The sequence below is a fragment of the Acidovorax sp. LjRoot74 genome, assembly GCF_964254355.1.
GTDB lineage: Bacteria > Pseudomonadota > Gammaproteobacteria > Burkholderiales > Burkholderiaceae_C > Acidovorax.
On the sequence record NZ_CAXUTI020000001.1, the window covers coordinates 434,892 to 453,516 of the forward strand.

At 63.8% G+C, this 18,625-nt stretch carries 18 protein-coding genes and 5 tRNA genes; 14 read left to right on the plus strand and 9 right to left on the minus strand.

Annotated features, from left to right (window positions below):
- Nucleotides 1–1,407, plus strand: coding sequence for a F0F1 ATP synthase subunit beta (atpD, locus tag ACSQ3O_RS02040; protein ID WP_137749673.1), 1,407 nt, complete (start codon nucleotides 1–3; stop codon nucleotides 1,405–1,407).
- 75 nt (nucleotides 1,408–1,482) lie between these two features.
- Nucleotides 1,483–1,899: a F0F1 ATP synthase subunit epsilon gene (locus ACSQ3O_RS02045; RefSeq protein WP_063460851.1), complete on the plus strand. Its 417-nt coding sequence runs from the start codon at nucleotides 1,483–1,485 to the stop codon at nucleotides 1,897–1,899.
- Between the two features lie 283 nt (nucleotides 1,900–2,182).
- Here ACSQ3O_RS02045 and ACSQ3O_RS02050 read toward each other — a convergent pair whose 3' ends face one another.
- The 5 genes from ACSQ3O_RS02050 to ACSQ3O_RS02070 form a co-directional block, all read right to left on the minus strand.
- On the minus strand, nucleotides 2,183–2,476 hold the full coding sequence (locus ACSQ3O_RS02050) for a DUF4148 domain-containing protein (RefSeq protein ID WP_137745186.1): 294 nt from the start codon (nucleotides 2,474–2,476) through the stop codon (nucleotides 2,183–2,185).
- A 92-nt stretch (nucleotides 2,477–2,568) separates the two neighbouring features.
- Nucleotides 2,569–2,856 carry a DUF4148 domain-containing protein gene (locus tag ACSQ3O_RS02055; RefSeq protein ID WP_298450385.1) on the minus strand — a complete coding sequence of 96 codons (288 nt, stop codon included), beginning with the start codon at nucleotides 2,854–2,856 and terminating at the stop codon, nucleotides 2,569–2,571.
- A gap of 496 nt (nucleotides 2,857–3,352) precedes the next feature.
- Nucleotides 3,353–3,898 carry a TPM domain-containing protein gene (locus tag ACSQ3O_RS02060; protein ID WP_436137682.1) on the minus strand — a complete coding sequence of 182 codons (546 nt, stop codon included), beginning with the start codon at nucleotides 3,896–3,898 and terminating at the stop codon, nucleotides 3,353–3,355.
- Nucleotides 3,898–4,827 carry a TPM domain-containing protein gene (locus ACSQ3O_RS02065; RefSeq protein ID WP_436137683.1) on the minus strand — a complete coding sequence of 310 codons (930 nt, stop codon included), beginning with the start codon at nucleotides 4,825–4,827 and terminating at the stop codon, nucleotides 3,898–3,900. Before ACSQ3O_RS02065 ends, ACSQ3O_RS02060 begins: the two co-directional genes overlap by 1 nt.
- Before the next feature lie 45 nt (nucleotides 4,828–4,872).
- A complete protein-coding gene (locus tag ACSQ3O_RS02070; protein WP_436137684.1) occupies nucleotides 4,873–5,487 on the minus strand; it encodes a LemA family protein in 615 nt (204 codons plus the stop codon).
- Between the two features lie 280 nt (nucleotides 5,488–5,767).
- Here ACSQ3O_RS02070 and ACSQ3O_RS02075 point away from each other — a divergent pair, with 280 nt between their 5' ends.
- The 3 genes from ACSQ3O_RS02075 to ACSQ3O_RS02085 all read left to right on the plus strand — a co-directional run bounded on the left by ACSQ3O_RS02075 (nucleotide 5,768) and on the right by ACSQ3O_RS02085 (nucleotide 7,843).
- On the plus strand, nucleotides 5,768–6,217 hold the full coding sequence (locus tag ACSQ3O_RS02075) for a YybH family protein (protein ID WP_137747111.1): 450 nt from the start codon (nucleotides 5,768–5,770) through the stop codon (nucleotides 6,215–6,217).
- A 68-nt stretch (nucleotides 6,218–6,285) separates the two neighbouring features.
- Nucleotides 6,286–7,299 (plus strand): YheT family hydrolase, encoded by a 1,014-nt coding sequence (locus tag ACSQ3O_RS02080; RefSeq protein ID WP_436137685.1) that lies wholly within the window; start codon nucleotides 6,286–6,288, stop codon nucleotides 7,297–7,299.
- Nucleotides 7,292–7,843: a DUF2946 family protein gene (locus ACSQ3O_RS02085; RefSeq protein WP_436137686.1), complete on the plus strand. Its 552-nt coding sequence runs from the start codon at nucleotides 7,292–7,294 to the stop codon at nucleotides 7,841–7,843. Before ACSQ3O_RS02080 ends, ACSQ3O_RS02085 begins: the two co-directional genes overlap by 8 nt.
- Nucleotides 7,844–8,057: 214 nt before the next feature.
- On the opposite strand, the gene ACSQ3O_RS02090 is transcribed toward ACSQ3O_RS02085, so the two are convergent.
- The 4 genes from ACSQ3O_RS02090 to ACSQ3O_RS02105 form a co-directional block, all read right to left on the minus strand.
- Nucleotides 8,058–8,612, minus strand: coding sequence for a c-type cytochrome (locus ACSQ3O_RS02090; protein ID WP_137747108.1), 555 nt, complete (start codon nucleotides 8,610–8,612; stop codon nucleotides 8,058–8,060).
- A 160-nt stretch (nucleotides 8,613–8,772) separates the two neighbouring features.
- Entirely contained in the window at nucleotides 8,773–10,203 is a 1,431-nt protein-coding gene (locus tag ACSQ3O_RS02095) for an efflux transporter outer membrane subunit (protein ID WP_436137687.1), read from the minus strand.
- Complete coding sequence (locus tag ACSQ3O_RS02100) at nucleotides 10,196–13,351, minus strand: efflux RND transporter permease subunit (RefSeq protein WP_436137688.1); 3,156 nt, start codon at nucleotides 13,349–13,351, stop codon at nucleotides 10,196–10,198. The genes ACSQ3O_RS02095 and ACSQ3O_RS02100 overlap by 8 nt, the downstream gene beginning before the upstream one ends.
- 13 nt (nucleotides 13,352–13,364) lie before the next feature.
- A complete protein-coding gene (locus tag ACSQ3O_RS02105; protein WP_436137689.1) occupies nucleotides 13,365–14,624 on the minus strand; it encodes an efflux RND transporter periplasmic adaptor subunit in 1,260 nt (419 codons plus the stop codon).
- 191 nt (nucleotides 14,625–14,815) lie between these two features.
- Between ACSQ3O_RS02105 and ACSQ3O_RS02110 the strand changes: the two genes are divergently transcribed.
- The 9 genes from ACSQ3O_RS02110 (at nucleotide 14,816) to nusG (ending at nucleotide 18,554) form a co-directional block, all read left to right on the plus strand.
- Nucleotides 14,816–15,460 carry a TetR family transcriptional regulator gene (locus ACSQ3O_RS02110; RefSeq protein WP_137747104.1) on the plus strand — a complete coding sequence of 215 codons (645 nt, stop codon included), beginning with the start codon at nucleotides 14,816–14,818 and terminating at the stop codon, nucleotides 15,458–15,460.
- A 118-nt stretch (nucleotides 15,461–15,578) separates the two neighbouring features.
- Nucleotides 15,579–15,654: transfer RNA gene (locus tag ACSQ3O_RS02115), tRNA-Arg, on the plus strand.
- A 103-nt stretch (nucleotides 15,655–15,757) separates the two neighbouring features.
- Nucleotides 15,758–15,843 (plus strand) — tRNA-Tyr (locus ACSQ3O_RS02120).
- A 75-nt stretch (nucleotides 15,844–15,918) separates the two neighbouring features.
- A tRNA-Gly gene (locus tag ACSQ3O_RS02125) sits at nucleotides 15,919–15,992 on the plus strand.
- A 62-nt stretch (nucleotides 15,993–16,054) separates the two neighbouring features.
- A tRNA-Thr gene (locus tag ACSQ3O_RS02130) sits at nucleotides 16,055–16,129 on the plus strand.
- 74 nt (nucleotides 16,130–16,203) lie between these two features.
- A complete protein-coding gene (tuf, locus tag ACSQ3O_RS02135) occupies nucleotides 16,204–17,394 on the plus strand; it encodes an elongation factor Tu (RefSeq protein WP_056642984.1) in 1,191 nt (396 codons plus the stop codon).
- 13 nt (nucleotides 17,395–17,407) lie between these two features.
- Nucleotides 17,408–17,483: transfer RNA gene (locus ACSQ3O_RS02140), tRNA-Trp, on the plus strand.
- Nucleotides 17,484–17,574: 91 nt separating this feature from the next.
- Entirely contained in the window at nucleotides 17,575–17,961 is a 387-nt protein-coding gene (secE, locus tag ACSQ3O_RS02145; protein WP_137748877.1) for a preprotein translocase subunit SecE, read from the plus strand.
- Nucleotides 17,958–18,554, plus strand: coding sequence for a transcription termination/antitermination protein NusG (nusG, locus tag ACSQ3O_RS02150; protein WP_137748876.1), 597 nt, complete (start codon nucleotides 17,958–17,960; stop codon nucleotides 18,552–18,554). The genes secE and nusG overlap by 4 nt, the downstream gene beginning before the upstream one ends.
- The last annotated feature ends 71 nt before the right edge of the window (nucleotides 18,555–18,625 follow it).

Genomic DNA, 18,625 nt, shown 5'->3' on the forward strand with positions numbered 1-18,625 from the left:
ATGGCTCAAGTGCAAGGCAAGATTGTTCAATGTATCGGCGCTGTGGTGGACGTTGAGTTCCCGCGCGACCAGATGCCCAAGGTGTATGACGCGCTCAAGCTGGAGGGTTCTGCCCTGACGCTGGAAGTGCAGCAGCAGCTGGGCGACGGCGTGGTGCGTACCATTGCCCTCGGCTCATCTGACGGCCTGCGTCGTGGCCTGATGGTCACCAACACCGCCAACGCCATCACCGTCCCTGTGGGCAAGGCCACGCTGGGCCGCATCATGGACGTGCTGGGCAACCCCATCGATGAACGCGGTCCTGTGAGCCAGGAACTGACGGCATCCATCCACCGCAAGGCCCCTGCGTACGACGAACTGTCGCCTTCGCAAGAGCTGCTGGAAACCGGTATCAAGGTGATCGACCTTGTGTGCCCGTTCGCCAAGGGCGGCAAGGTGGGCCTGTTCGGTGGTGCCGGTGTGGGCAAGACCGTGAACATGATGGAACTCATCAACAACATCGCCAAGGCCCACTCGGGTCTGTCGGTGTTCGCTGGTGTGGGCGAGCGTACCCGCGAAGGGAACGACTTCTATCACGAAATGGCCGATTCCGGCGTGGTGAATCTCGAGAAGCTCGAAGACTCCAAGGTTGCCATGGTGTACGGTCAGATGAACGAGCCACCAGGCAACCGTCTGCGTGTGGCGCTGACCGGCCTGACCATCGCCGAGTCCTTCCGTGACGAAGGCCGTGACGTGCTGTTCTTCGTGGACAACATCTACCGCTACACGCTGGCCGGTACCGAAGTGTCCGCTCTGCTGGGCCGTATGCCTTCCGCCGTGGGCTACCAGCCTACGCTGGCCGAAGAAATGGGCCGTCTGCAAGAGCGTATCACTTCGACCAAGGTCGGCTCGATCACCTCCATCCAGGCCGTGTACGTGCCAGCGGATGACTTGACCGACCCATCGCCTGCCACGACCTTTGCTCACTTGGACTCCACTGTGGTGCTGTCGCGTGACATCGCTTCGCTGGGTATCTACCCTGCCGTGGATCCTCTGGACTCCACCAGCCGCCAGCTGGACCCGAACGTCGTGGGCGAAGACCACTACGCCACGGCCCGCGCCGTGCAAGGTACGCTGCAGCGCTACAAGGAACTGCGCGACATCATCGCCATTCTGGGCATGGACGAACTGGCTCCTGAAGACAAGCTGGCCGTGGCCCGCGCGCGCAAGATCCAGCGTTTCCTGTCGCAGCCATTCCACGTGGCCGAAGTGTTCACGGGCTCGCCAGGCAAGTACGTTCCTCTGTCTGAAACCATCCGTGGTTTCAAGATGATCGTGAACGGCGAGTGCGACCACCTGCCAGAACAAGCGTTCTACATGGTCGGTACCATCGACGAAGCCTTCGAAAAGGCCAAGAAGGTGGCCTGATTGCCCGGTGGCTGAGCGGCCCACGGTAGCTCAGCCTTCTGCAATCAAGCAACCCACCTTTTCCTAGGAGCAATGATGAACACCATCCACGTTGATGTGGTCAGTGCCGAAGAGTCCATCTTCTCCGGTGAAGCACGTTTCGTCGCGCTGCCTGGCGAGGCTGGTGAGCTGGGCATCTATCCCCGCCACACCCCGCTGATCACGCGCATCAAGCCCGGCTCGGTGCGCATCGAGATGGCCAACGGTGACGAAGAGTTTGTTTTCGTGGCCGGTGGCATTCTGGAAGTGCAGCCCAACTGCGTGACTGTGCTGTCTGACACCGCCATCCGCGGCAAGGACCTGGACGATGAGAAGGCCAATGCGGCCAAGGCATCGGCCGAAGAAGCGCTCAAGAACGCCAAGAGCGAGCTGGACCTGGCCAAGGCCCAGTCCGAACTCGCCGTGATGGCTGCCCAGATTGCGGCGCTGCGCAAGTTTCGCCAGAAGAAATAAGCCCGGAATCCTTCCCGGACTGACCAAAACCCGGCCTGGCCGGGTTTTTTTATGCCCGAGTGAAAGGCTGTGTAGAGAGGGAGCGACCAGATAGAGGTGAGGATTGCCCCTGGGGGCGCCGTCGGCGCATCGCCCTTGTGGTGACTTGTGCCTCTGTTCTCCTTAAACAGGCTTGGGCAAGGTACACGAGCGAAGAAAAACAAAAGGCCGGAGCCCCGCAAGGGACTCCGGCCTTTTGTATGGCATTTGCACTTCACGACCGGCCTGCACAGGCCGGTTGGAATTACATGGCGCTGAATTCGCCTGAAGGGATCTGGCCCGTGCGCAGGGCTTCAGCAGCCTGGGCACGTACCGCAGCGCGGTCGGCCGTGGACTTGTAGGTCACCACACGCGAACCTGCGGGTTCGATAGAGCGGGTCTGGGCCACAGTGGCGGCTTCAGCAGCCACTTCAGCACGGGTGCGGTTGGTGTCGAACTTCAGAGCGAACTGCGAGCCATCGGCTTCGTCAGCGTGGGCGCCGAAAGCAGAGAAAGCAGCCACAGCAGCGATGGAGATGATGCGAGCGGTCTTGTTCATGGTGAAACTCCGATGAAATTCAAAAAAGAGGGATGTACTAGGCAATACGAAACAGGAAGAGCGGTGGATTCAGCGAATCAAGCGCTGATCAATCAACCACGCTCGCCGTAAGAGATCTGGCCAGTGCGCACAGCTTCAGCAGCCTGGGCACGCACAGCAGCGCGATCAGCGGTGCTCTTGTAGGTCACGACGCGGGAACCAGCAGGCTCAATGCTGCGGGTCTGGGCCACAGTGGCGGCTTCGGCAGCCACTTCAGCGCGGGTGCGGTTCGTTTCGAACTTGGTGGCGAATTGCGAAGCATCGGCTTCGTCAGCGTGGGCGCCGAAAGAGGCGAAAGCAGCGACAGCGGCAATGGAGAGGAAACGTGCGGTGTTGTTCATGATGAAAATCCTTGAAGTTAAAAAGCGTCTCAAAAAAGCCGGGCCAAAAAACCATTCCTGAACCGGGTTCGGTGAGTCGCCTTGCGGGTTCGGCTCATCGATGGGATGAACTGTACGCCGATGGTGTTCAGGGAAAAACCACCGGGTCGCGAACTGACTGTTCCAGTATTGGAAACAATATGGAGTGTGGTGCTGCGGGTCAGGGTGGATTCATCGCCCACTACGGGGTCAGCGGCGCAAGCCTAGAGAGAAACCCGGGCACATTTTCAGAACGGCGCTTAGCGCAGGGACTGCAAGAGGCTGCGGTTTATGGGGCCGCTGCATCCCCACTGCGGTCTGTGTTCGCTGCACAAGAGTCACACCAGCCGGGGATGCGGACGGGGCGGAACGGCCAGGTGAGACACCACAAGCATATTGGCGCGGGACGCTGGCTGGTGAGGCAATAGGTTCTGGCGCCGAGGACTGTACGAGGCCCGGGCCCCGGCCTCCCAGGCTTTCAGCGCCGGGATGGCCCCACGGGTGCATCCGGAAGCTCGTTGGCCTGCGGGGCGCTGCCTGTGCGCGGGAAATGCTGGGCCAACTGCAGCGAGACGGCATCAATGGCCTCGATCAGACCTTCTTCGTAGTGCAAATCCCGGAAACGGCTGGACATCTGTTGCACCAGTGCCTGCCACTCCTGGGGCGGGACCTGCCGTGCCAAGCCCCGATCGGCCACGATCTCGATCGCATGTTCGGGCATCAGCAGGTAAATCAGCACGCCGTTGTTGTGTTCGGTGTCCCACACGCGGTACTTGCTGAAGAGCATGATGGCGCGCTCGCGGGGGCTGGCCTGGCGGCGCAGGTAGCTCCAGGGCAGGCTGGCCTCGGCCACGATGCGGATCTGCCCTGTGTGGTGCTGCTCGCTGGCATGGACCTGCGCCTCCACGCGCTGCAAGACGGGGGCCGAGAGGGCGCGGCGGGAGGCGGCTTCTGTCCAGCGGTGCCGCAGCAGGCGTCGCAGGGCCTGCAGCGGGTGAAAAGTCGTTGCGCCTTTGCTGCCCATCACCAGTCTCCCGAGGCGCCACCGCCGCCAAAATCGCCGCCACTACCGGAGCTGAATCCCCCGCTGTCGCTGCTACTGCTGTAGCCGCCGCTGCTACCACTGCTGCCCGATCCCCAGCTTCCAGAATGGCTGCTGCCGGGGCCCAGCGCGATGGGGGCGCTGCGGCCCCCGAAGATCCAGGTGTAGAGCAGCGCAATCACCCCCGCGCCCACGGACAGCAGCAGGCTGGCGGTGAACACAAACGCCAGCACGCCCACCCCACCGCCCACCAGCAACCCGCCCAGCGCGCTGCCAAAGATGCTGCGGGCCAGGGGCCCGGCCACCATCACGCCGAAGAACAGGAAGATGGCGAAATCGGTCCAGTCGAACAGGCCGTGGTGCTGAATGTCTTGGGTGGAAACAGGCTCTGCCTCGGGCTGTGGCAGGCCTTCGGCGGCGATGCGCGCGGCGATCTGGGTGGCGGCGGCGGACAGGCCACCTGCATAGTCGTTCTGCTGAAAGCGGGGCTTCATCGCGCTGTCGATGATGCGGGCGGCCGCGATGTCGGGGATGGCCCCTTCCAGCGCCTTGGCCACCTCGATGCGCATCTTGCGGTCGTTTTTGGCCACCAGCACCAGCACGCCGTCGCCTATGCCCCGGCGGCCGATTTTCCAGTGATTGCCCACGCGGTTGGCATAGGCGGCAATGTCTTCGGGCGCCGTGCTGGCCACCATCAGCACCACCACCTGTGCGCCCCGGGTCTGTTCCAGCGTGGCCAGCTGGGATTCCAGCGCCTGGGTGTCGGCCGCGCTCAGGCTGCCCGTCTGGTCGATGACATGGCCGGTGAGCGGCGGAATGGCTTGCAGCGCACCCTGGGCCCACGCGCTCAAAGGTGTAATTGCTATAAATAATATAGCTATCAACGCCCGTCCAATGCGCGCAAGAAGCATATTTTCTTCAGATTTCTGCAGAGAACAGGGGCGCGGCCGGGTGCGTCAGGGCTTGGCTTTGGAGGCGCCAAAATCCACGGTGGGGGGCGTGCTGATCTGCGCCTCGTTGGCCACGGTGAAGCTGGGCTTGGGGGCGTAGCTGAACGCCATGGCCGTGAGGTTGGTGGGAAAGCTGCGCGCGAGCACGTTGTAGTCCTGCACGGTCTGGATGTAGCGGTTGCGGGCCACGGTGATGCGGTTTTCCGTGCCCTCCAGCGTCACGCGCAGGTCGCGAAAGCCCTGGTTGGCCTGCAGGGTGGGGTAGCGCTCGGACACCGCCATGAGGCGCGACAGCGCACCCGAAAGCTCGCCCTGCGCCTGCTGGAACTTGTTGAAGGCCTCGGGGTTGTTCAGGGTCTCGGGCGTGACCTGGACCGCCGTGGCCTTGGCCCGGGCCTCGACCACGCGGGTCAGGGTTTCCTGCTCGAAATCTGCCTCGCCCTTCACGGTGGCGACGATGTTGGGCACCAGGTCCGCGCGCCGTTGGTACTGGTTGAGCACCTCGCTCCATGCGGCCTTGGTCTGTTCGTCCAGGCGCTGGAAGTCGTTGTAGCCGCAGCCGCCCAGGGCCAGGGTGATCAGCAGCAGGGTGCCAAGGGCCAGGAAACGTCGCATCTTCATCATCATGGGGGCCTAGCAAAAAAGGAGAATGGGGCGAATGTGCCAGAAACCCGGCGGCACGGGGAGTCTGGCGCCGCAACGCAGCAGACTTGCCCGGCAAGGCCACCGAGCGGCCCCGGGAGATCGTGAACCGATTCCAAGACCGAGGCCCACCAAAGCCCTCGGTCATCGCCGCATGCGCGGCCAGCCGGTGGCGGGCTGAACGCACAATAGCTGCCTTGCCAGTTGTGCCGCTGTGGCGCCGCCTGCCGATTCATCCCCACCACCACCCTGAACGACCATGCCCCGCGCCCGCTCCAAAGCTGCCACCCTCGGTGGCTCGTCGGATGAAACCGAATCAGCGTTCTACGAAGCCCTGCAGCGCGGTGACATCGACCTGCTGATGTCGTGCTGGGCAGACGAGGATGACATCGTCTGCGTGCACCCCGGCGGGCCGCGCCTGCTGGGGGCGGGAGCCATCCGTGCGGCCTTCGAGTCCATGTTTGCGAACGGCACGGTGCGCGCGCGGCCGGTGCAGGTGCACCGGGTGGTGGCGCTGTCGAGTGCGGTGCACAGCGTGGCCGAACAGGTGGAGGTGATGCTGCCCGATGGCCTGCACCAGGCCGTGGTGCTGGCCACCAATGTCTATCACAAGACCCCCGAAGGCTGGCGCATGGTGGCCCACCATGCGAGCCCGGGCACGGCGCCCGATGCGCAGGTGGTGGCGGCCCAGCGGCCGGTGCTGCACTGACACCTGCATGGCCGCAAGAATATGAGCTTTTTAGCGCCTTTGCGCGCGATGGTATTGCCTTAATAGCTATGAAATATGTAGCACCTCGATGGCTGCCCGGTGGGCAGCTCCAGACGATCTGGCCCGCGTTGTATTCCCGCCGGGCGCTGGGCCCCCGCCCCGAGTACCGCCGTGAGCGCTGGGACACGCCAGACGGTGATTTTGTGGACGTGGATTTTCTGCACGACGGCATCGCCACCACCGTGCAGCGGCCCCTGCTGGTGGTGTTCCACGGCCTGGAGGGCTCCTCGCGCAGCCACTACAGCGAGGCCTTTGCCGACCTGGCGCGCCAGCGGGGCTGGGCCTGCGCGCTGCCGCACTTCCGGGGCTGCAGCGGTGAGATCAACCGCGCGCCGCGCGCCTACCACTCGGGCGACCATGCCGAGATCGGCTGGATGCTGCAGCGGCTGCGCGCCACCCACACCGGGCCGCTGATGGCGGCCGGGGTGTCGCTGGGCGGCAATGCGCTGCTGCGCTGGGCTGCCGAAGTGGGCACTGACGCCGCGCGCAGCGCCGACGCCGTGGCTGCTGTGTGCTCGCCCATCGACCTGGCTGCGGGTGGGCTCGCGATTGGGCGCGGCTTCAACCGGCAGGTCTACACCCGCATGTTCATGCGCACCCTGGTGCCCAAGGCGCTGCAGAAGCTGGCGCAGCACCCGGGGCTGTTCGACCGCCAGACGCTGCTGGCCGCGCGGGACCTGTACGCCTTCGACAACGTGTTCACCGCCCCGGTGCACGGCTACCGCAACACCGAGGACTACTGGCTGCGCGCCTCGGCCAAGCCCTTGCTGCACCAGATCCGCATCCCGGCGCTGGTGGTCAATGCCCGCAACGACCCGTTTGTGCCCGCCGCGAGCTTGCCCGGGGCGCACGAGGTGGGCCCGTGTGTCACGCTCTGGCAGCCGCCGCACGGCGGGCATGTGGGCTTCCCCCGGGGGCGCCCGCCCGGCCATGTGCGCGCCATGCCCGAAGCCGTGGGCGGCTGGCTCGCAGAGCAGGCCGGGGCAGGGGGCACTCAGGGAGGACAATCGGCCCATGGATGACATCGTCAAACAGGCCCTGGCCAAATGGCCCAACGTGCCGGACTGCTACGGCTGGCTGGGGCTGGACGCGCGGGGCCGCTGGTACTTGCGCGACGATGCCACGCAGGCGGCGGGGCCCTTTGCGCAGAGCAAGGGGCAGTTGCTGGAGCACGACAAGCTCATCGCCTTCATCGCCCGCAACTACGAGGCTGATGCCCAGGGGCAATGGTTCTTTCAGAACGGCCCCCAGCGGGTGTATGTGGAGCTGGAGGCCACGCCCTGGATCTGGCGCATCCAGCCTGACCTGTCGCTGCAGGCCCACACAGGCCAGGTGGCGGAGGTGCGGGAAGCTCTGGTAGACGAGCAGGGGCGGCTGTACCTGGCCACCGACATCGGCGTGGGCCTGGTCCACACCATGGATGTGCCCCTGGCGGCCGAGGCCGTGGAGTCTGGCCGCTGGCCGCTGCAGGAGGTGCTGGCCAGCGACCTGCCGACCCGGTTTGGCTACATGGCCAGTCCGCAGGCGGGGTGGGTGGCGCGGTCGTGCGAGGGCGGGGCCCGGTAGGAGCGTAGTTGAGCAGGGCCGTGTGTTGCGGCCATAAAAAAACCGACGCATGCGTCGGTTTTTTTATGGGGGTGGGGGCCAGCCCCGGCACGGTTAGTTTTCCTGCCAATTGCTTGGCCACCCCATGGGCTGCAGGTGGCTGGGTGGACACAGAAGCGCCACCCAGCGCCGGGACCCGCGCCGCCAGATGGCGGGGCAGGGTCAGGACTGCTGCTTAGCGCGAAGCGGCGGGGGCTGCTGCCGCAGCGGCGGCTTCGCCACCTGCCGCTGCAGCGGGGGCTGCGGGCTCGTCGAACTTGCCGCCGCTGGCGTTGGCCATGTAGGCCACAGCGCGGGCGATTTCGGTATCGTTGAAGTCGCCACCACCTTGGGGAGCCATCGCGCCCTTGCCCTTCAGAGCGGACTGCACCAGGGCTTCGAAGCCGGTCTTGATGCGGGCCGACCAGGCTGCGGCATCACCCATCTTGGGGGCACCTGCGGCACCCGAGGTGTGGCAGGCCGTGCATTGCGCCTTGAACACGTCTTCACCGCTCTTGAGGGGGCGGTTGGCGTCACGCACTTCGACCATGCCCACCTTCTGGATGCGCTCGGCGATGGCCTTCTCGGGGTTGACGGCGCCAGCGGCAGGCTTGTCGGCGGACGTCACGTAAATGACCAAGCCGATGATGGCAAAGATCGGGATCACGAACGAGAAAAAACTCGCCAGCAGCAACTGCTTGGGAGTCTTGATGGGGCCGGTGTGCGCTTCTTCGTGGTGGTTGTCGCTCATGACGTCCTCTGGTTATCGGGGGGCTTTGATGAAATCAACCTTAAATTATATCTACGCCCCCGGGGAACTTCGGCTCCCGCCCCGGCCCGGGTGGGCCGGTGTCGTCCGCACACAACCCGTAACACACGGCACGGGCAGTCTGCGGGCGTGGGGTTGCGCATCAGGAGCTGCTGGCCTGCGCGGGTGCCGGGGCGCCGCCGCCCAGGGCCTTGTAGAGCGCCACCTGGTTCTGCAGCTGCGCCAGCCGCACCTGCACCACGGCCTGCTGGGCCGTGAACAGGGAGCGCTGGGCGTCCAGCAGGTCCAGGTAGCTGGCCACGCCGTTGCGATAGCGCAGGTCGGCCAGTTGCAGGCGCGCACTCTCGGCTTCGGCCTGCCGCTGCTGGGCCAGTGACTGTTCGCCCAGCGTCGCCTGCCCCGCGAGGGCGTCCGAGACCTCTCGGAATGCGGTCTGGATGGCTTTTTCATACTGCGCGATAGCAATGCTGCGGCTGGCCTGTGCGCTCTCCAGGTTGGCCTGGTTGCGGCCCGCATCAAAGATGGGCAGCAGCAGCGACGGCGCAATGGTGAAGCCCCAGGAGCCGTTCTTGAACAGCCCCGACAGCTCGCCGCTGGCCGTGCCCGCCTGCGCTGTCAGCGAGATGCGCGGGAAAAACGCGGCGCGCGCGGCACCAATGTTGGCGTTGGCGCCGATCAGCTGCTGTTCGGCCTGGCGGATGTCGGGCCTGCGGATGAGCAGCTCCGATGGCAAGCCTGCGGGCAGCGGGGCCATGGCGGGTGCATTGACCAGCCGGCTGCCGGCCAGGCTGGCGCTGACCTCGCCGGGCAGGGCCTGGCCCAGCAGCAAGGCCAGGGCGTTTTCGTCGAGTGCGCGTTGGCGCTGCTGCTGCGCCAGCGTGGCGCGGGCTGCCTGAGTGAGGGACTCGGCCTGGCGGAAGTCCAATTCCGAGGCCACACCGGCATCCAGCCGCATCTTGGTCAGCCGCACCGATTCCTCGCGCGAGGCGAGTGTCTGGCGGGACAGGTCCAGCAGTTCTTCGTCGGCCAGCAGCGCCAGCCAGCCGTTGGCCACCGCCGCCACCAGGCTCACCTGGGCGGCGTTGCGGCCTTCCTCGGTGGCAAGGTACTGGGCCAGGGCCTGTTCCTTGAGGCTTGCGAGGCGGCCGAAGAAGTCGATCTCCCAGGCCGACACTGCCAGCCCGACGCTGAACGAGTTGGTGAGGTTGCCACTGCCCGAGGCGGGCGCGCGGCTGGCGTTGGCGGCCAGGCCCACACCCGGGTACTGGTCGGCGCGGCGCACCTGGTAGGTGGCACGCGCCTGTTCGACGTTGAGCATGGCCACGCGCAGGTCGCGGTTGTTGGCCAGCGCGGTCTCGATCAATTGCCGCAGTCGGGGATCGGCAAAGTAGTCTTGCCAGGGGGCTGTGTCGGCCGTGGCCTGGGCCGTGCCCGTCGCAGAGGATGCGGCTGCATAGGTCGCTGGCACGGGGGCTGCCGGGCGTTCATAGGTGGGGATGAACGAGCAGCCCGCGAGCAGCAGCGCAGCCGCTGCCGCCGTCAGTGCGAGGGGGGTGCTGCGGGGATCAATCATGGGTTCCAACTCCTGCTTCTTCTGCATGGCGGCGATTCATTTCTGCCTGGCGTGCGCTGCCCTTGAACAGGCTGCGCACCACCACAAAGAACACGGGTACAAAAAACACAGCCAGTGCGGTGCCGGTGACCATGCCACCCAGCACGCCGGTGCCGATGGCGCGCTGGCTGGCCGAGCCAGCGCCCGAGGCGATGGCCAGCGGCAGCACGCCCAGCCCGAAGGCCATGGACGTCATGACGATGGGGCGGAACCGCAGGTGGGCGGCCGCCAGTGCCGACTCGATCACGCCCTTGCCCTGGGCTTGCAGGTCCTTGGCAAATTCGATGATCAGGATGGCGTTCTTCGCTGACAGGCCAATGATGGTGATCAGGCCCACCTGGAAGTACACGTCGTTGGCATAGCCCCGCATCAGCGTGGCCAGCAGCACACCCAGCACGCCGAGGGGCACGACCAGGATCACCGCCAGCGGGATGGACCAGCTCTCGTACAGCGCTGCCAGGCACAGGAACACGGCCAGGATGGCGAAGCTGTAGAGAATCAGCGACTGGGCGCCAGCGAGCTTTTCTTCCCGCGATTGGCCGGTCCATTCAAAGCCGAAGCCTGCGGGCAGCTGCTTGGCGAGTTTTTCCATCTCGGCCATGGCGGCACCGGTGCTGAAACCGGGTGCGGGGGCGCCCGAGATGCGCATGGCCGGATAGCCGTTGTAGCGCACCGTCTGCTGCGCGCCGTTCACCCAGCGGGTGGTGGCAAATGCCGACAGTGGCACGGGCTTGCCCTGGCTGTTGGCGGCATTGATCTTGAGCAGATCGTCCGGCTGCATGCGTGCCGGCGCATCGGCCTGCACCACCACGCGCTGCAGGCGGCCCTGGTTTGGGAAGTCGTTCACGTAGCTGGAGCCCAGCGCAGTGGACAGCGCCGAATTGATCGCGTCAAACGGCACGCCCAGGGCGTTGGCCTTGTCGCGGTCGATGTCGATCTGCAGCTGGGGCGCGTCTTCCAGGCCGTCCGGGCGCACCTGCGTGAGCACCTTGCTTTGCGAGGCCATGCCCAGAAGCTGGTTGCGGGCCTGCACCAGGGCAGCGTGCCCGGCGCCGCCCCGGTCCTGCAGGCGGAAAGTGAAGCCGCTGGCGTTGCCCAGCTCTGGGATGGGGGGCGGGCTCAGCGGGAAGATGAACGCATCGCGGATGCCCATCAGCCCGCCAAAGGCGCGGTTGGCCACGTCCTGCGCCGATTGGCCGGGGCCATGGCGCTCGCTCCAGTCCTTGAGGGTCACGAACGCCAGCGCGGCATTTTGGCCCTGGCCCGAGAAGCTGAAGCCCAGCACGCCCACCATGCTTTGCACTTCGGGCTGCTTGAGGATGAAGCCTTCGACCTGCTCCATCACGGCCAGCGTGCGCTCTTGCGTGGCACCGGGAGGCAGCTGCACGTTGACGATGATGTTGCCCTGGTCTTCGCTCGGCAGGAACGAGGTGGGCAGGCGCATGTAGACCACGGCCACGGCGCCCACGATGGCGGCATAGATGACCAGGTAGCGCGCGGCGCGCTTGAGCATGCGGGCCACAAAACCTTCGTAGCCCTTGGCGGTGCGCGAAAAGCCCCGGTTGAACCAGCCGAAGAAGCCTGTTTTTTCGTGGTGGTGACCCGCCTCTACCGGCTTGAGCAGCGTGGCACACAGCGCGGGTGTGAGCGACAGCGCCATGAAGGCCGAGAAGCCGATGGAGGCGACCATCACTGCCGAGAACTGGCGGTAGATGTTGCCGGTGGAGCCCGCAAAAAACGCCAGAGGCACAAACACCGAGATCAGCACCACGGTCACGCCAATGATGGCGCCCGAGATCTGGCGCATGGCCTTGCGCGTAGCCTCCAGCGGAGACAGGCCTTCCTCGCTCATGATGCGCTCGACGTTTTCCACCACCACGATGGCGTCGTCCACCACGATGCCGATCACCAGCACCATGCCGAACATGGTCAGCACGTTGATCGAGAACCCCAGCGCCAGCAGCGTGGCGAACGTGCCCAGCAGGGCAATGGGCACCACGATGGTGGGGATGATGGTGTAGCGCCAGTTCTGCAGGAACAGGAACATCACCAGAAACACCAGGGCCACAGCCTCGAACAGGGTCTGAGCGACCTGCTTGATGGAGATGTCCACAAAGCGCGAGCTGTCGTAGGGAATGCTCCAGCCCATGCCTTCGGGGAAGTAGCGCGAGAGTTCATCCATCTTGGCGCGCACGGCCTTGGCGGCTTCCAGGGCATTGCCGCTGGGCGACAGCTGGACACCAATGCCCACGGCGGGCTTGCCGTTCAGGCGTGCGGCGGTGGCATAGGCCTGGCCGCCCAGTTCGACGCGTGCCACATCCTTGATGCGCACGGTGGAGCCATCGGTATTGGCGCGCAGCACGATGTTGCCGAACTGCTCCACGCTGCTGAGCTGGCCGTTGACCACCACGGTGGCGGCAATCCCCTGGCCCGCGACGTTGGGCAGGTCGCCAATCGTGCCGCTGGCCACCTGTGCGTTCTGGGCGCGGATGGCGGCGGTGATCTCGGCGGCCGAGAGGTTGAAGCTCATCATCTTGGCCGGGTCGATCCAGATGCGCATGGCGCGTTCGGTACCAAACAGCTGTGCCTGGCCAATGCCCTGCAGCCGCTGCAGCTCGGGCACGATGTTGCGCGATGCGTAGTCGCCCAGGGCCACCGTGTCAGTCGCCGGGTTGGACGACGACAGCATGGTGAACAGCAGGAAGTTGGAGCGCGACTTGTCCACGCGCACGCCTTGCTGGGTCACCGCCGAAGGCAGGCGAGGGCTGGCACGCGACAGGCGGTTTTGCACATCCACCTGCGCCAGGTCGGCGTTGGTGCCGGGCTGGAAGCTCAGGGTGATGCTGCCCGACCCATCGGCTTGCGCGACCGACTCCATGTAGATCAGGCCGGGCGAGCCGTTCATTTCGCGCTCGATGACGGACAGCACGCTGTCCTCCAGCGTCTGCGCCGAGGCACCGGGGTAGGCGGCGTTGATGACGATGGCGGGTGGGGCCACCGGGGGGTACTGGGCGATGGGCAGCTGCGTGATCGCCACACCGCCCATCACCATGATGAACAGTGCGATCACCCATGCAAAGATGGGGCGGTCGATAAAAAACTTGGCCATGCTGGGGTGCCCCTTATGGCTTGGCGGCGGAGGCCGGCGCAGAGGTGGGGGCTGGTGCGGGAGCTGCACCAGGCGCCTGCCATGGTACGGGCTTGACGGGGGTGCCCGGCGGCAGCATCTGCAGCTTCTGGAACCCGTCAACCATCACTTTTTCCCCGGCCTTGAGTCCGTCGAGCACAACCCAGCGGTTGTTTTGCGCGGCGCTGATCTTGACCGTGCGCGGCGACACCTTGCCGTCTTCACCCACCACACTGACCGTGTCGCCTTGCTGGGTGCGGGTGACTGCTTGCTGGGGCAGGGTGATAGCGTTGCTGGCCTGGGCTTGCTCGATGCGTACGCGCAGGTACAGGCCGGGCAGCAGTTCGCCCTTGGGGTTGGGCACCTCGGCGCGCAGCGTGACCTGGCCGGTGGTGGAGTCCACCGAAAGGTCGGTGAACAGCAGCTTGCCAGCCTGGGGGTACTCCGATCCATCTCCCAGGACCAGCTTGACGCTGGCGGTTTCCGCACTGCCTGCGCGTTTGAACTGACCGCTTTCCATGGCGCGGCGCAGCTGGAAGACGTCGCTGGCTGATTGGGTGAAGTTCACGTAGACCGGGTCGATCTGCTGCACCACAGCCAGCGCGGTGGCTTCGCCTTGCCCGACCAGGGCACCCTCCGTCACCAGGGCCCGCCCGATGCGGCCCGCAATGGGCGAGGTCACGCTGGCATAGCCCAGGTTGATGTCGGCCGTGCGCACCACGGCTTTGGCAGCCGCCACATCGGCCTGCGCCTGCTTTTCTGCAGCCTCGGCATTCACAAAATCCTGTTTGCTGATCGCGTTGGCCGTGACCAGTGGGCGATAGCGTTCAACCAGGGCGCTGGCCTGGGCGAGGTTGGCCTGGGTCTTGGCGAGGCTGGCGCGGGCGCTCTCTGCCGCAGCCGCATAAGGGGCAGGGTCAATGCGGAACAAAGGCTGGCCGGCCTTCACGTCGCTGCCTTCCTTGAACAGGCGCTGTTGCAGGATGCCTGCAGCACGCGCACGGACCTGTGCCACACGCGAGGCCTCGACGCGGCCGGGCAGCTCGGTCAAAAGCCCGATGTCTCCGGGGGTTGCCGTGACCACGCCTACTTCGACGGGAGGCATCTGGGGCCCGCCTGCGGCGGCCTTGCCATCGGTTTTGCCACATGCGACCAGCAGTGCGGCAGCGGCAACGGCCGCCACGAGAGTGAGCGTTTTGCGGCTGGATGCATTGCGAAAGAGGGGGATGACGGATGGGTCACGCAGTTTGGGCATGAGAGTCCTTCTGATTGGCGTCAAGAAATGGGGTTGTAGGGGATGGGGTGCCCGCCAAAGGCGACCCAAAGCAAGAGTCCGACAAAACAAGTGCGCAATTATACATACAAGCATGAATGTATAATTGTGATGAGCGGATATCGAGGTGGTGCCGCTGGTGGGTGGGAGCCCGAACGAGGAGGCATACAAATATGGCGCGTCGGACCAAGGAAGATGCGATTGCTACGCGCAGCAGCCTGATTGATGCGGCCGAGCAGGTTTTTTTCGACAAGGGGGTGGCCCGGGCGTCGTTGAGTGACATAGCTCAGGCGGCGGGTGCCACCAGGGGGGCGATCTATTGGCACTTCAAAGACAAACTGGATCTCTTCAGTGCCATGATGGACCGGGTGACGCTGCCGCTCGAGCAGGGTTTCGGTGCGTTGGAGGGGAGCACTTGTCCTGATCCGGTGGAGCGGTTGCGCGCGGTGTTGGCGCTGGTGCTACATGGCGTGGCCTCGGATGCGCGGACCCGTCGGGTGTTCGAGATTGCGCTCTACAAAGTGGAATATGTGGGAGAGCTTGTCGGTGTCCGTGACCGGCACATTGCGGCCTCGGAGGGCTTTACCAGCCAATTGGCGAGTGACTTTGAGCTGGCCGCCCAGGCGCAGGGAATTGCCTTGCCCATGACCTCTGTGGAGGCTGCGGTGGGTTTGCATGCCTTGTTTGACGGATTGATTCGCAACTGGATCCTTGGTGGGGGTGCGTTTGACCTTGAGAAGGTCGGGCGGGTAGGGACCGATGCATTCTTGTTGGGTTTGGGGCTGGCTTTGCCGCGGGCTGCAGGGGGTGCTGCGTGAGGTTGGCGCGCGAGTAGGGTTGAAGGTGGTGGTGGCTTCTGTGGTGTTGCATCTCTGGGGATTGCTTTCGCGAGGTGCGGTCGCGTGCGATAATCCAAGGCTGTACCAGTTCAGTTCAGCGGCTGTAGCTCAGTGGATAGAGTATTGGCCTCCGAAGCCAAGGGTCGTGGGTTCGATCCCCGCCAGCCGCACCAGTGACGTTTGCAGTCCTGCCTCCTGTTGTTTGTGGGGTTGATCTGCAAATTGATGGAATTTGCCCGGACTGCAAAAAATTGGTGCTATAATTCGAAATTCTCCGGAGGGGTGCCCGAGTGGCTAAAGGGGGCAGACTGTAAATCTGTTGGCTTACGCCTACACTGGTTCGAATCCAGTCCCCTCCACCAGTGAGTGAGTAGTGTTGAGAGTAATGCTTGGTTCTGCTGCAAAGTGGGGTTGGGCGCGCAAAGGTTGATGCCGATGCGGGAGTAGTTCAATGGTAGAACCCTAGCCTTCCAAGCTAATGACGCGGGTTCGATTCCCGTCTCCCGCTCCACTGCTTGTTTGGTCTGGTTTGTCGAGATGAAAATTTTGAGGTCGCGCAAGCGGCATCAAGTTGCCCATGTGGCTCAGTGGTAGAGCACTCCCTTGGTAAGGGAGAGGTCGCGGGTCCGATTCCCGCCATGGGCACCACTTTCAGGTGCGTCCGGATCTGGTTGCGCCGAGATCCTGTTGTGTTGATATAGATTTTTTTCGGAGTCGGAAAAATGGCAAAAGGAAAATTCGAGCGTACCAAGCCCCACGTCAACGTGGGCACGATCGGCCACGTGGACCACGGCAAGACGACCCTGACGGCAGCCATCGCTACCGTGCTGTCGGCCAAGTTCGGCGGTGAAGCCAAGGCTTACGACCAGATCGACGCAGCGCCCGAAGAAAAGGCCCGCGGTATCACCATCAACACCGCCCACGTGGAATACGAAACGGCCAACCGCCACTACGCCCACGTGGACTGCCCCGGCCACGCCGACTATGTGAAGAACATGATCACCGGCGCTGCCCAGATGGACGGCGCTATCCTGGTGTGCTCGGCCGCTGACGGCCCCATGCCCCAGACCCGTGAGCACATCCTGTTGGCCCGCCAAGTGGGCGTGCCTTACATCATCGTGTTCCTGAACAAGTGCGACATGGTGGACGACGAAGAACTGCTGGAACTCGTCGAAATGGAAGTGCGCGAACTCCTGGACAAGTACGACTTCCCAGGCGACGACACCCCCATCATCCGTGGCTCCGCCAAGCTCGCCCTGGAAGGCGACAAGGGCAAGCTGGGTGAAGAAGCCATCATGAAGCTGGCCGAAGCTCTGGACACCTACATCCCCACGCCTGAGCGCGCTGTGGACGGTGCCTTCCTGATGCCCGTGGAAGACGTGTTCTCCATCTCCGGCCGTGGCACCGTGGTGACCGGTCGCGTGGAACGCGGCATCATCAAGGTCGGCGAAGAAATCGAAATCGTCGGTATCCGCGACACGCAAAAGACCATCTGCACCGGCGTGGAAATGTTCCGCAAGCTGCTGGACCAAGGCCAAGCTGGCGACAACGTCGGCCTGCTGCTGCGCGGTACCAAGCGCGAAGACGTGGAACGCGGCCAAGTGCTGTGCAAGCCCGGCTCGATCAAGCCCCACACCCACTTCACGGCTGAGGTGTACGTTCTGAGCAAGGACGAAGGTGGCCGTCATACGCCTTTCTTCAACAACTACCGTCCTCAGTTCTACTTCCGCACGACCGACGTGACTGGCGCCATCGAGCTGCCAGCCGACAAGGAAATGGTCATGCCTGGTGACAACGTGTCGATCACTGTGAAGCTGATCAACCCCATCGCCATGGAAGAAGGTCTGCGTTTCGCTATCCGCGAAGGTGGCCGTACGGTCGGCGCTGGCGTCGTGGCCAAGATCATTGCTTAATTAGCAGATATACAGGGGTATAGCTCAATTGGCAGAGCGTCGGTCTCCAAAACCGAAGGTTGTAGGTTCGATTCCTACTGCCCCTGCCACTTGAAAGTGGCCCAAAACAAGCCCGCCAGACCCTGGCGGGCTTCGGTGTCTTAAGTGATGCCGTGAATCGGAAGCAGGAAACACTCAAAGATGGCCACATCACAGGTTGAAACTGTCAATACAGGCGCAGACAAGGCCAAGCTCGCAGCGGTGGTGGCTCTGGTCATTGCATCGGTGGCGGGCTTTTATTTGCTGGGCAAACAAGGTGCGGTGGTGCAATGGGCCGCGCTGATTGTGGGTTTGGTCGCGGCTGCTGGCGTGTTTCTGGTGTCGGAATCGGGTCGCCAGTTCGTTGCATTTGCGAAAGACGCATGGCGCGAGGTGAAAAAGGTCGTTTGGCCGACGCGCAAGGAAACTCTGCAGATGACGGCGTATGTGTTTGCCTTTGTGGTGATCATGGCCCTGTTCCTGTGGTTCACTGACAAAACTCTGGAATGGGTTTTGTACGACTTGATTTTGGGTTGGAGAAAATCATGACGACCGCTGCGGAAATCACGGGAGCAGAGGCTCCTGCAGGCGCTTCTGCTTCGGCAAATCCCGATCTGCGCTGGTACATCGTTCATGCCTATTCGGGCATGGAGAAGGCGGTGGAGCGCAACATCCAAGAGCGGATCAGTCGCTCGGGCATGTCAGATAAATTTGGTCGCATTCTTGTGCCGACTGAAGAAGTTGTTGAAATGAAGAACGGCCAGCGCAAGACGACGGAGCGTCGTTTGTTTCCTGGCTATGTGTTCGTTGAGATGATCATGGACGACGACACTTGGCACTTGGTGAAGCACACCAATAAGGTGACCGGGTTTGTGGGTGGTGCAAAGAACCGTCCCGCCCCCATCTCGGAAGACGAGGTGCAGAAGATCGTCAGCCAGATGCAGGAAGGTACCGACAAGCCCCGCCACAAGATCGAATTCATGGTGGGCGAGCTGGTTCGCGTCAAGGAAGGTCCTTTCACGGACTTCAATGGTTCGGTCGAAGAGGTCAATTACGAAAAGAGTCGTGTACGCGTCTCTGTGATGATCTTTGGTCGATCCACGCCGGTTGAGTTGGAATTCGGCCAAGTCGAAAAAACCTAAATGTCGGCAAGACGAGGTCTTGTTCTTCACGACTTCTAACGTTCGAAAAAAATTGGATGCCGCACTTTTCG